The sequence below is a fragment of the Yoonia sp. BS5-3 genome (assembly GCF_038069655.2).
GTDB lineage: Bacteria > Pseudomonadota > Alphaproteobacteria > Rhodobacterales > Rhodobacteraceae > Yoonia > Yoonia phaeophyticola.
Window position 1 is genome coordinate 3,212,705 of sequence record NZ_CP150951.2, and the last position, 12,830, is coordinate 3,225,534.

Here is a 12,830-nt window from a genome sequence, read left to right on the forward strand (position 1 = left end):
ATCCTTTAATGTGAGAAAAACGCGCGTGAAATGTACCGCGGCAAACCAAGATTGAGCAGCGCGGCAGCTAGTGTCAGAACACCGCGCCGGGGCGGCGACATGAAACCTTTGGGGCTTTGCAGAAAACCGGCGCAAGCGATCTTAGCCGCCCAGGTCCGATCATGCCCCAGGCGCAAAGCCCGCCGGACCAGATATCTTTTATGGATCGCTTCGGCCGCGTTTGAAACCGCGACACCAAAGCCTTGCGCCGTCCGAATTGCATGTGCCCGACCGCTTTGCATCGCTGGCAGATCAGCTGACAGGCCGTTAGGGCTGCTGCGATACCAGACTTGCAAGTTTTGGTTTCCTTGGATGATGCCGCCTTGCCCGACAATGCGGATCAGCCATTCCAGATCCTCGTTATGCACCACAGCCGGATCAAAACCGCCAAATGCAGCCCAACTTCTACGCCGGATGGTGATGTTGGACATTGTGCAGACCGGGTTTTCGCCCAGAAGCATCTGAATGCTTAGCGGTATAGTCGGGACCGTTGAGAATACCTGCGCCAGATTGGGATCATCCTGGAAAAATCCAATTTTTCCGAAAGTCGCATCAACCTCCAGAGTGCTGAAAATACTTTGTGTTTCAGCAAGCTTATCAGTTGTCCAAAGATCGTCAGCATCGCAAAAAGCAATGTAAGTGCCGCTAGCAAGATGTGTCGCACCAAAGTTCCGGGCGGCGCTAGGCCCCTTCCCCGGGTTATAGGCCAGCCTGATCCTCCGATCATGCTTGGCGGCATCCGCGATCAAATCGCGCGTCAGATCCGTTGATCCATCATCCACGCAGATCAGTTCCCACTCTTGACAGGTTTGCGCGCGAATGCTCTCCAAAGTCTGAAGAATGGTTTCCGCCGCATTGAAGCACGGCATCACGATAGAAAATACAGGCATGTTCAAGCCCTTTGAAAGCTGTGGCCGCGATTGGCCAGGATGACGGGAAATGATGCGATTGACATCAAGGTGAAGGATGTGATTGCGTAGCCAGTGGCCACGGCCAACAGACCAAACGGGACCAGGCATATCGTGCTAAGCGCCAGGCCAAGGGTGATCCCAACTGTGCCGATAAATTCGACCTGCGGCCGCCCCTCGCTGCGCAGCAAGCCAGACGCTGCTGCCCACAGTGTTGTCGGAATAGCCACAAGGCACAGCACAGAAACGATAGCCGACACGTCGTCCCAACCCGATCCAAAGAGGATCGGGACATAGTGCGGTGCCAAGGCCGATTGCAATAACACCGCGGGGGTGATCAAACCCAAGCCAAGGAACATACTTTGGCGCAACGCAATCGCCTTGTCCTTTGCCCGGCTCAAATGTGGGAACAACACAATTGAGAAAGCCTGTGAGAACGCGTTTGAGAGGCTTAGCCCCGCATTAAAGGCCATAAAATAGAGCCCCAGCGCGTCGGCCCCCATCATCATCCCAATAATGATCTTATCCGATTGCAGGCGAAGCGCCTTGACGATCTCAACACCAAGTACGGCCCACCCGAAGCTGATGAACGGCCCCAATGGCGCAAAACCTGCATGCGCGCTGCGTGTCCAAGGGTGCAGCCGCCGCATGGCGATCAGCCAAATCGGTGCGGCCAGAAGCCGTGGCAAGATCAGCGCAATTGCACTGGGCCACATGAAGACAAGGAGCACCGAAATCAGATTGGCACCGACGATTTGCGCCCCGGCAATCCCAGCTGTCGCCTTCAGCTTTCCGGTCCGCATGGCCAGCGCCGCCTGGACCAGGCCTGCGGGCATAAACAGATACTCAGCGGCAAGAATGGCGATCAATGCAAACAGCATTGCGCTGCCACCGGAGGCAAAGATCACCGCGCCAATGCCAACCTGCAGAGCGCATAGCGCGAGGCACCAAACCCAAAAAATGCGATGGGCCGTGGCACATGTTTTCTCTAAGCTGTCATCTGATGCTGCGATAATTCTTTGGCCAACGCCGTTTTCAGTCACGGCCTTGAGGACATCGCCCGCGGCGAAGGCAGCTGCGGCCAGCCCGATTTCAGTCAGTTCCAATGTCCGCGCCACCGCGATCACAACCAGCAGGCGTGACGCCTTGGCGGCGACTTCAGACGCCCCATAGGCGATCAGGTTTTGCGCAAGTGTTTGAGTGGTCCACGGCATAGGTCAGGCTTTCATTGCTATGCCCTATCCCTAGCAAGCCAAGGCGCCTGTCGTCTCGGTCCTGTCTGGCCAGCAGAGCGGGGTAAAAGCCCGCGTACCTATCCGTTTGGATAGTTTCGCCTTCTAATTGCGTCATAGACGGTTAACCTGTGATCGCTTAACACAGGTAAAGACAGTTCTTAGGTGGGGTGCAGAATGCGCTTGCGTCCATATTTTTCGATTTTCGCCGCCGCAGTGCTGAGCAGTTGTGCAAGCTATGACGTGCCCGATAATTTAGAGCCCGTTGATGCGGGCGATGGATATCAAGCCCAGTACCGCGCCATAGATGTCACGCGCAGCAACGCCCAATTTCTACGATCTGCGACGATCAACGCGCGCAAATGCCTGCCGCTGCGCGGCGGGATTGAGGCCCAACAAAATGGCGGCAAAGGCGGTGGGCTGGCCGCAATCGCGCTGAAAGGCGAGCGGCTGACCCGCAACGATCTGGTTGATATCCGCGTCGGCGATGATGAGACATTCAATGGCGATTATGTCATTTCGCGGGATGGGACTTTAAAGTTGCCATTCCTGCGCCCGATCACGGCCCAAGGGCGCACCACCGATGAAATCGAAGATGAGATCGCCCGGCAATTGCTGGATGATGATTTTTACGCAGATCGTCCGCGTATATCTGTCCGTGTTGCCGATTTTGCATCCGTTACCATCGGCGTGGCTGGCGCGGTGTTTGAACCCCGCTCTGTCGAAATCGGCGGCGTGCCCGGGGATCAAACGGATGGCCGGCGCCAAGATGCGCTTGGCGCATCGACCGAAGGGCGTAATTTGTCGGCCGCCTTACGCGCCGCGGGCGGGGTGCGGCCTGATGCCGATATTTCCGCAGTTGAGGTCCGGCGCGGCGCCACAAAATACACATTGGATATGCGCGGCGTGTTCGAAGGGCAAAATGTTGTCGATATCATGCTGCTGACCGGGGATGAGATTTCGGTCCCCAGCCGTCAGTGTTTCCAAGAAGATCTGATGCGGCCGACCCCAATCAGCCCGCCTGGGATTAGCCTGTTTTTGTCCAATCTGACCCAACCTGCCACCGATAACGCCTCTTCCGCGATTGGGCGCAGCGTGCGCGAGGTGCCTTATGGCACCCGCTATCTGCAGGCTGTAATCGACAGCAATTGCGTTGGCGGGGCACGCGGCTCTAGCGCGGATCGTTCATCGGTACTGTTTTCGCGCAACCCGGTAACAGGCGTTTCTGTGGTGATTGAACGCGATATCGAAGATCTTTTGCGGCGCGCGGACCGTGATGATTTTGACCCCTATCTGCTGCCCGGCGACGCGCTGGCCTGTTATGATAGTGCAATCACCAATGTTACAGAAATCAGCCGCGTTGTCGGCGTGGTCGGGGCGGCGGTTTTGCTTGGCCAATAAGCCTTAGGGTGCGACGCCGACCTCCTGCCAGACCTGTTCAATTGCAGCGATCCCGTCATGCATGGTTGCAAGGTCCACTGCCTTCGCCGCATCTTCGATGGCAAGCAATGCCTTGCGATAGGCATCTACTGAAAAGGTTCCTGCGCTTCCTGCAACCTTGTGACACCGCGCCGCGATCTCGTTTGGTTCTGGAGGTGGATCGCTAAGCAGCCATGTATGCAGTTCATCGACTTCAGCCACAAAACGCGCGACCATGATTTGGTAAGTCTCTTCGCCCAAAATCTCACGCATTTCGTTGCGATGCGCAGCTTCTGGTTCAATAACATCGGCCTTGATCGTATTCACCGCAATATCGTCAATAGCCTGCCGCAAAGCATTTTGCGACAGCGGCTTGATCAGGACGCTATTCATCCCGTCCTCGAGAAATGCCGCTTGCTCCGACGCCATTGCATTCGCCGTTAAAGCGATGATCGGCGTGTCAGCGCAAATGCCACCACCTTGCCGGATTGCCCGTGTGGCCGCGCGCCCATCCATGACAGGCATACTAATATCCATCAAAATCAGATCAAATGGGGTTTCCCCAGCCATCTCAACCGCCGCCATGCCGTCATGGGCTTCTTCAACAGAATGTCCGTCGGCCACAAGCATTTCATGGGCAACCATCCGATTGATTTTATTGTCCTCGACAATCAAAATATGCAGACCGAACAGCGGCTTAGCCGAATGCTCGGTTTGTGGTTGCTCGGGTTCCGCATCCGTAATGGCCAGCGGCAGCCTGACTTCGAATGTACTGCCCATATCAGGGGCACTGTCCACGTCGATCTGCCCGTTCAAAGCAGCAACGGAGCGGCGCACGATACCAAGGCCAAGCCCAGTGCCGCCGACATCGCGGTTATAGGCGACTGTGCCGGTGACGAAATCGTCAAATATCCGTCCCTGTAGGTCGGCATCCATCCCCTGCCCCGTATCCTGGACACGAAAGACAAAATTTGCCAGATCATCGCTAGTCTTTTCAACTTCGACCGTAATGACGACCTTGCCATCACGGGTGAATTTGACGGCATTGCCCACCAGATTGAGCAAAATATGCTGCAGCGCATCTCGATCAGAGCGCACCCAATGCGATGGGGGGCCGACCCAGCCCCATTCAATTGTCGTGTTATTGTTGGCCGCCAAACCCGCCTGGCTATCGACAATCGACTGCACTATTGACGCAATGTTCAGCGGCTCAGACCGCAATTCGGTGTGTCCAACATCGTAGCGAGATAGATCAAGCACATCGCTTATATGTTGCAGCAACAGATCGCCTGAAGTCTCCATATTTCGGGTATAGCGCAACTGATTGGGGTTGAGCCTCGTGTCCAAAAGCAGGCTCAAATTTCCAAGCAAACCGTTCAGTGGCGTGCGAATTTCATGGCTCATCGTGGCGAGAAATTCGGTCTTTAGCCGATCAGCTGCCAAGGCCTGATCACGCGCGGCTGTCAGATCTTTCTCCGCGGCGACCGCCACCGAAATATCACGCAAGAACGCTATAAAGATCGTCCCCTCTGTCGTTTCTGCGGTTTGAATGGCTAATTCGACAGGAAATGTTGTACCCGCCTTGTGCTTGGCCTCAAGCTGCACCCGTCCTTTGCCGACCACCCGTTTTTCACCACCTGCACGCATCCGCGCCATCCCAGCCTCATGCGCGTCCAGCAGGTGACCCGGGACAATCAATGGCCCGAGCTTTTGGCCCAAAACATCATCCGACTTATGGCCAAAAATCGTTTCAGCTGCGGTGTTAAAAGCAAGAACCTGCCCTTTCGCATTGGCCACAATAACCCCATCAAGCGAGGTTTGAATCACCGTGTCCATGCGCGCGGCGGCCTCTTCGGCCTCGCGTTGTTGCGCGGCGCGTTGCAGGTTCAAACGCCGCAGATAGAAGACCGTGATGGCAAGCGCCGCAATCAGAACAGCGACAAAGCTGGCAAGTTTGATCAGCGTTTGTGCAAAATCCCGGCGACGTTGATCCGCCTCGCGCGCAAAAAACTCAAGCGCGGCATTAGCGACCGTTCGTGCGGCAGATCTATTTGATGCCGCGCTGGCTTCAAGCGCGGGCAGCCCTGCCCGCAACACATCATCACCCGCATCAATCAATGGTACCGTTTCATCCAAGAACGCCCGCAAGGCGGTCAATGCCTCAGCATAGATCTCATTTTCCATGAGGGGCCGATAGACAGTTGCAGATTCGAGAATGTTGATCCGACTGTAGAATACATCAAACCGCCGCCGCAGACGTTGCAGGTCAGTGGCGTCGCCGTCGGCCGATAGACTTAATTGCTTCGAAAACTCAAGAAACTCAACCTCTGTCTGTGATAGGGTCCATTGCACGTTGTCCGAATGGGCAGAGCCCAGGTTTTCAAGATCCTGGGCAACTGAAAACGCCAAAAAGAAGACAATCCCAAGAAGAGGGATGCCTGCCAGGGCGACATACCCGATGCTAAGCCATTGCTTTGCGCGTGGGGCCGCCATCAGAGGGCTTTCCTTAAAAACATGTCCCGTTTTTATTCGACGATCTCCATACGGTCGAGTTGCCAGATACTTCGCGCATAAATCACCTCAGACCGGTAATCCGCGTTGCCGTCATAAGGGTAAACCACCCAAAGCGGTCCTTTGTCACGCACTGACATCGTGTCGCCGTTTACCTTATAGGCAACCATCGGCCCGCCTTCGACAGCGTCTGATACAGGGATTTCAACCGTGTAGTCGTTAATTGCTGTCGCCAGAATAGTGCCTTCTGTGACCCCGAGCTGATCCATCAACACATCGAGCGCAACACCTTCAAATACCTGCACCCCATCCGTCCAAATCGTTGTGGTTTCGAAGGCTGTGCCATCCAAATCGGTCAGCATTTGCATATCAAACTGGGCCGTCCCATCGATATTGCTGTGCGATATGGCGCCGCTGACCGTTAAAATGACTTCAGTTTCAGGCATCGCCAGCGTTTCTGCATGGCTTGCTACCGGACTGGCCAATGCAGCGATCAGGCCGAGCATTTTGATGAAAGACGTCATGTTCAAGCTCCGAAGTAAGGGATGTTGCATCCGTCATGCCACAAATTCGTTGTGAACTCATCAAAGCAGACGGATAGCCACCTATCCGTTCGGATAGGTGGCCTGGCATCACGCAACCGCATCCACGGTTGTTTGATGCCCCCTGAGGAAACTTTCATATTCTGCCCGCAACTCGGGCCGATCCAATGCAAAGGATGTTGTTGCTTGCACGAAACCTTGCACTGACCCGCAATCAAAGCGCTGACCGTCGAACCGGAAACCCGTGACACCTGCACGCGCCACGTCGGCGTTGATTGCGTCCGTCAACTGAATTTCGCCGCCTGCACCGGGGCCCTGACAAGCCAAACGATCAAAAATCGAAGGCTCAAGAATATACCGCCCCACAACGGCGAGTGTCGATGGCGCGATATCCGGGCGCGGCTTTTCGACCAAACCGCGTGCTGTGGCGAATTTGCCGGTCTCGGTTTCGACATCCAGCACACCGTAGGACCCGGTATCGGCACGCGGTACATTCATCGTCGCGACCATGTGGCCGCCTGTTTGGGCATGCGCCGCGACCATTTGTGCCAACGCACCTTGCGGCGCGCGGATCACATCATCCGGCAGCAGGACGGCAAAGGGTTCGTCCCCGATAACGCGCTGCGCCAGTTTTACCGCATGACCCAACCCCTTGGGCTGGCTTTGGCGAATGAAGGTCAGCGCGCCTTCGGGCATTCGGGTCGGCGCCAAGGCATCAAGTGCTTTTGTCTTGCCGCTTTTTTTCAGCCTTTCTTCAAGGGTCGCAGCGGTGTCAAAATAGTCTTCAAGTGCGCCCTTCCCTGCGGCGGTCACAAAGAGAAACTCTTCGATGCCAGCCTGCCGCGCTTCATCAATCGCGTATTGGATCAGCGGGCGGTCAACAAGAGGCAGCATTTCTTTCGGGATCGATTTGGTTGCTGGAAGAAAACGTGTGCCCATGCCTGCGACAGGGAAGACGGCTTTGCGAATATGTGTCATTGGGAGTTCCTTTCGTCGAATTGAGTTTCAGTAAGCGCCGCGACCAGAGACAACGGCGCGAAATGTCAGAAGAATGAGAATGAGGTCGAGCATGACAGTCCGCGAACTGGCATAGGCCAAATCCATTTCGACCATTTCGTTAAAGCCCACATCCGCGCGGCCAGAGACCTGCCAGATACCGGTGATACCCGGCTTGACGGCCAGCCGACCAAACGCGCGGGTCGGATATTGGGCCACCTCTTTGGGAAGCGCAGGCCGAGGACCGACAATCGACATCTCGCCGCGCAAGACGTTGATGATTTGCGGCAGTTCATCGATTGATGTGCGGCGAATAAAACGACCCACACGCGTGATCCGTGGATCCTTACGCGCTTTAAAGCAAACACCTTCACGATCAGACGCGGCATTCACCTCGGCCTGGCGCGCTTCGGCATCCTGATACATCGAGCGGAACTTCAGCATGGTGAAACGCGCGCCGTTCTTGCCGATCCGGGTTTGCTGAAACAGCGCCGGACCGTCCGATTCCATCCGGATGGCAATGGCCGTGGCCGCAAAGACCGGGGCAAGGGCAACCAATGCCAGTGACGAGATCGCAACATCCATGATCCGCGTTGCGATATGTTGTTTTGGTGTATGCGCAATGGCCTTCGATGCAGCCCGCGCAAGGAACGTGAAATTGCCAACAAGATAACGTTTGGCCAAGCGCTTTGGTTCTTGCGCAAGGCGCCAGACCCATTCCATGTTTGCGTTTTGTACAACTTTGGGTGCACGCGAAACATTGCCAGCAAGAAAGTCCAGTGCGGCGCCGACGCCTAGGCACAAAGATGCATTAAGCTGGTTGGCATAGCGGTCGATCCACATTTCCTGCATCGGCACGCCCATCGCCACGATAACAATGTCAGCCCCGCTGGCATTGATGTCTGCGATGACCAACTGTGGATCAAGCGCCCCAACAAAGCCGTCGCGTGTCCCAGCAACTTGGAGATGCGGAATCGATGTTGTGAGCGTCGCAGCCGCAACTTTTGCAGTGCCAGGTGTGCCCCCGAACAGATAGACCGACTTGCCCATATCAGCGGCTTGGGCCAACAACGCCGGCACCAGATCAGTGCCGTTGAGGTTCGCAGCCAATGTGTCGCCTGTCATCATGCCTGCCAGCTTTACACCGATCCCATCGGGCAGAAGCACATCGGCCCGGCGAACGGCCTGAGCATATTTGGCGTCTGCAGCCATCAGGTTGCAGCAATGGGCATTCATGAAAAAGGCGGTGCGCCGTCCAGGACCAAGAAGTGCGTCGATAGCGGCGGTCTGCCTCGCATCCACCAATGTCAGGCCCAACGACGGAAGATAAGTTGTTTTCGTACCTGTACGTGTTTCGATCGGTGTGGCCTGGCCAAATTCAATTTTCGAATGTTGCATGTGACTGATCCATAGTTTGATTTGCGGTTGCCCTTAGGTTGCGGAACAACGGATCATCACTCAACGAAGCGAGCGGACAGGTCTGTGGGTCAGAAGAGCATGAATGATAACATGTGAGGCAAATTTCGCTCAAATTTTCCGATAATCTACCCTTACGGATAGGCCGCCTCGCCCAAATGGCAGGGTGACTTCGCACATCTAAAAGATGTATAAAGTAAATTGGTGTGGGCCGTTGTTATAGAAGGACAATTCAGTGCGCGTATTGATTGCTGACGATCACGAGCTTTTGCGGGATACCCTTGTTCTTTATCTGAATAGCGAAAGCGAGATTGAGACGGTCGCTGTTGGCACGCTTGATGAGGCCCATGCGCGTATCTCTGCGGACGATCCCTATGACCTGGTCCTGCTGGATTACAATATGCCGGGGATGGATGGTCTGAGCGGATTGACCCGCACCTTGGAAATGGAAGGTGGACAGCGCGTCGCCTTGATTTCTGGTGAGGCAAAGCGCGACATCGCCGAACAAGCACTGGAAGCGGGCGCCGCAGGTTTTGTGCCCAAAACGCTCTCGGCCAAATCGATGATCAATGCGGTACGCTTTATGGCAATGGGCGAACAATACGCCCCCCTTGATTTCATGACTGCGCCGGATGACAGCCCAAGCAACCCGTTGGCCGATAAACTATCCAGCCGGGAACTCGACGTTTTGAAGGGGCTGACCGAGGGTAAATCGAACAAGGAAATCGCCCGTGATCTTGATGTGACCGAACCGACGGTCAAGCTACACATGAAAACCTTGTTTCGAAAAGTCGACGCAACAAACCGCACGCAGGCTGCGCTGATTGCGCGCGAAGCAGGACTGTTCTAACCTATCCGATCGGATAGCCCGCGCCTCTAATTGCCCCATATTCCAGACTTTCGCGCGCGCGCAATCTTGCCCCATCTTCGGTAATGCTGTTGGCCAAGGAGATGCGACATGACAACAGCGACACATCCACCACTCACGAAGCCAGCAAGCCCGGATATAAAGGGCCGGCTGAAACGCGCCGTCATGGGCGGACGTCTGGGGGATCTGGGGCGATTGCCCCGGTATTTCGCCTTTGCACTCCTCGGCGGGGCGGCGATTTGGGGGCCGATCACCGGCTATTTGAAGACCGCCCCGCTCACCTATAAGTCAAGCACATCCCTGATCCTGCCCGGCTCAGGTGCTTCGGCGTCGATGAACCTTAATGGGATCGGCCAGGCATCGTCTTATGCGAACTCAGCTTTCGCCAGCAACGCCGTCAGCCCCACCGAAACATATAAACGGCTTCTGAGCGCGGATCGTATCTTGGATGCCGCAGCAGGCAGCTTGAACATTACCCGCGCCGAATTAGGCAAACCTCGGGTCAACTTGGTAGATCAAACTAGCCTGATCCATTTCGAAATGAGTGGTGGCGCACCGATTGAGGCGCAAGCACGCGGCGACGCCATTTTGGAAGCGTTCTTTACTGAGCTGGACGCTTTGCGCGCCGATGAGCAGCAGACCCGCGAAGACAGCAGCCTTGACGCGATCAATGACTACCGCGCCTCTGTTGCTGGCACGCGTATCGAGATTGAGAACCTACAATCCACGACCGGCCTGCTTTCGGTGGCGCAATATGATGCGCTCTTGGCGCAGCAAACCGCGCTTGAGGCCGAGATTGGCAATCAGCAAACGATTGTACGGGAAAAGCAGGCGGCGGTTTTGGCCTTGGAAACAAGCTTGGGGATCACAGTCAGTGGTGCAGCGACCACATTGAAGCTGTTTGCCGATGATGAATATCGCCAACTGATCGATCAGGCGGCCATTCAGGCAGCAACGCTGGCCGATGCTTCAGCGCAGTATGGTGGGAACCACCCCAAAGTCCAAGAGGCGCGCAACGCCAAAACCCAAGCTGAAAACGCGGCTGTCATGCGGGCATTGACGCTGACGGGATTATCAATGGCGCAATTGGTAGAATTGGACATCGCACCCAGTGGCGAGCGGGCTTCGCTTTTGGCCGAATTGGTTGAACGGCACGCGATCTATCTGGGCGCCGCCGAACAGCGCGATGCCATGCAGGCACAGTTGGCCACACAATCAGCGCGTCTTGATCAAATGGCCGCAGCAGCGGCACAACTGCAAGATTTACAACGGGACTTTTCGGTCGCTGAGGCCATCTTTGCCTCGGCCATTGCACGGGCGCAGAGCACAAAATCTGATGTTTACGCATCCTATCCACTGGTTCAGGTGCTCGAAAACCCGTCCCTGCCTGACGCGCCATCTTCGCCAAACCGTAAGCTGGCCATCGCTGCAGGGCTTGCGGCGACACTCATGATGCTAATGGGCCTTGTCCTTGGTTGGACCCGCTCAGCCATCATCCAAACGCTGATCAAGAAAACGACACGTGCGTCATGACCAATATGAACCCGGCAGAGCGGCTGATTTACAAGACCCTTGTCCTGACATGGCCCTTCTATGCGGTCGGTGCGCTTTATGTCGTGGGGCCGGTCTTGGCCTGGATCCTTGGGGGGCTTGCTGTTCTGTCGCTTTTCCTTGGGCCCGCCATGCGCCCGGATTTGCGGGCGACCGGGACAATTCCACCGGTTGTCTGGGCGTGGATCATCGGCATGTTTGTGATGCTGGTTGCGCTTTGGGTCGGACATCTTGATTGGTCGCTTGGACTTAAACAAACGATCAAATCGTCCATCGGTTGGGCCAAGGGATGGGCGCTGATGGCGCTGTTTCCGCTTGCTGGCGCTGTTCTGCCCATCCGGCGCGAGGTGTTGATACGCGCGCAATGCGTGATTGGGCTGGGCACACTCATTCTGGCGCCAATCCTGCTTGCCGCCCCCTATATCGGCTTACCTGAACGGATATTCACATCACCCCTCAAGGCGGTTGGCGGACCGGGGCCGGAATATTTCAGCGTCTACTTTTTCACCTATGATCCGGCCAGCTGGACGCCGCGCTGGCAGTTCTACGCGCCTTGGTCGCCTTTTGCCGCACTTCTGGGAGTGGTGATGATCCTCTTCGCGCTTGAAGAGCGGGCAATCAAATGGAAAACCGTCGGGATCGCGGCCGGCGCATTGATGATCTTTGCATCCAAATCGCGTATGGGGTTGGTCGGGCTTGTTGCCTGCACGGTCGGACCCCGGATGATGCCGCTGATCTTGCGGGGGTGGGCGTGGCAAGCGGTTGCTGCGCTGACGGCCTCCTTGGCGATCATCGGACCGGCATTGGCAACCATGGGTCAGGACGCGGTCGCGGCCTTTAAAGGCGCACGCGCCGACAGCACCCGTGTTCGAGAAACACTCCAAAGGATCGCTGGTGAGCGTTGGATCAACGAAGCCTTCTGGTTTGGGCATGGACGGGTGCATCCTGGCTCTCATGCTGTCGAATATATGCCCATAGGCAGTCATCATACGTGGTGGGGGCTTTTGTTCGTCAAAGGCGTCGTGGGTATGCTGGCATTGCTGGTCCCGTTTGTGTGGCAAACGCTGATCGCGTTGATCGACGCGGCCAAGAGCCCCAGAGGTCGGTTGCCTATGGGTATTATGATGACCCTGACCCTTTTGTCCTTTGGCGAGAACATCGAAATCGAAGCCTATATGCTATGGCCTGGTCTGATCGTGCTGGGAATACATGCGCGCGAGGTGGGGCATTGTAGCAAACCAAAGAATGTTAACAGTCAGACGTAATGACTTAGGTCGATCAAAGCGGCACTACATAATCGGTGAAACTGCATCCTCCGTGGGCGCGCGCCGGGTGTCCAGACGAACAG

Annotated in this window: 10 protein-coding genes; 4 read left to right on the top strand and 6 right to left on the bottom strand. The window is 56.0% G+C overall.

What is annotated here, in order from left to right; all coding sequences use genetic code 11:
• Window positions 1-5: 5 nt before the first annotated feature.
• A complete protein-coding gene (locus tag AABB29_RS16330) occupies window positions 6-929 on the bottom strand; it encodes a glycosyltransferase family 2 protein (RefSeq protein WP_341365905.1) in 924 nt (307 codons plus the stop codon).
• A 2-nt stretch (window positions 930-931) separates the two neighbouring features.
• On the bottom strand, window positions 932-2,161 hold the full coding sequence (locus AABB29_RS16335; protein ID WP_341365904.1) for an oligosaccharide flippase family protein: 1,230 nt from the start codon (window positions 2,159-2,161) through the stop codon (window positions 932-934).
• A gap of 195 nt (window positions 2,162-2,356) precedes the next feature.
• Between AABB29_RS16335 and AABB29_RS16340 the strand changes: the two genes are divergently transcribed.
• Entirely contained in the window at window positions 2,357-3,580 is a 1,224-nt protein-coding gene (locus tag AABB29_RS16340; protein ID WP_341365903.1) for a polysaccharide biosynthesis/export family protein, read from the top strand.
• A 3-nt stretch (window positions 3,581-3,583) separates the two neighbouring features.
• Here AABB29_RS16340 and AABB29_RS16345 read toward each other — a convergent pair whose 3' ends face one another.
• From AABB29_RS16345 to AABB29_RS16360, 4 genes are all read right to left on the bottom strand, one after another.
• Entirely contained in the window at window positions 3,584-6,091 is a 2,508-nt protein-coding gene (locus tag AABB29_RS16345; RefSeq protein WP_341365902.1) for an ATP-binding protein, read from the bottom strand.
• A 32-nt stretch (window positions 6,092-6,123) separates the two neighbouring features.
• Window positions 6,124-6,633: a molybdopterin-dependent oxidoreductase gene (locus AABB29_RS16350; RefSeq protein WP_341365901.1), complete on the bottom strand. Its 510-nt coding sequence runs from the start codon at window positions 6,631-6,633 to the stop codon at window positions 6,124-6,126.
• 108 nt (window positions 6,634-6,741) lie between these two features.
• Complete coding sequence (locus tag AABB29_RS16355; RefSeq protein ID WP_341365900.1) at window positions 6,742-7,629, bottom strand: UTP--glucose-1-phosphate uridylyltransferase; 888 nt, start codon at window positions 7,627-7,629, stop codon at window positions 6,742-6,744.
• Between the two features lie 27 nt (window positions 7,630-7,656).
• Entirely contained in the window at window positions 7,657-9,045 is a 1,389-nt protein-coding gene (locus tag AABB29_RS16360; protein ID WP_373636630.1) for a WecB/TagA/CpsF family glycosyltransferase, read from the bottom strand.
• A gap of 253 nt (window positions 9,046-9,298) precedes the next feature.
• Here AABB29_RS16360 and AABB29_RS16365 point away from each other — a divergent pair, with 253 nt between their 5' ends.
• The 3 genes from AABB29_RS16365 (at window position 9,299) to AABB29_RS16375 (ending at window position 12,747) form a co-directional block, all read left to right on the top strand.
• On the top strand, window positions 9,299-9,913 hold the full coding sequence (locus AABB29_RS16365; protein WP_341365898.1) for a response regulator transcription factor: 615 nt from the start codon (window positions 9,299-9,301) through the stop codon (window positions 9,911-9,913).
• Between the two features lie 108 nt (window positions 9,914-10,021).
• A complete protein-coding gene (locus tag AABB29_RS16370) occupies window positions 10,022-11,464 on the top strand; it encodes a hypothetical protein (protein ID WP_341365897.1) in 1,443 nt (480 codons plus the stop codon).
• Window positions 11,461-12,747 carry an O-antigen ligase domain-containing protein gene (locus AABB29_RS16375; protein WP_341365896.1) on the top strand — a complete coding sequence of 429 codons (1,287 nt, stop codon included), beginning with the start codon at window positions 11,461-11,463 and terminating at the stop codon, window positions 12,745-12,747. Before AABB29_RS16370 ends, AABB29_RS16375 begins: the two co-directional genes overlap by 4 nt.
• The last annotated feature ends 83 nt before the right edge of the window (window positions 12,748-12,830 follow it).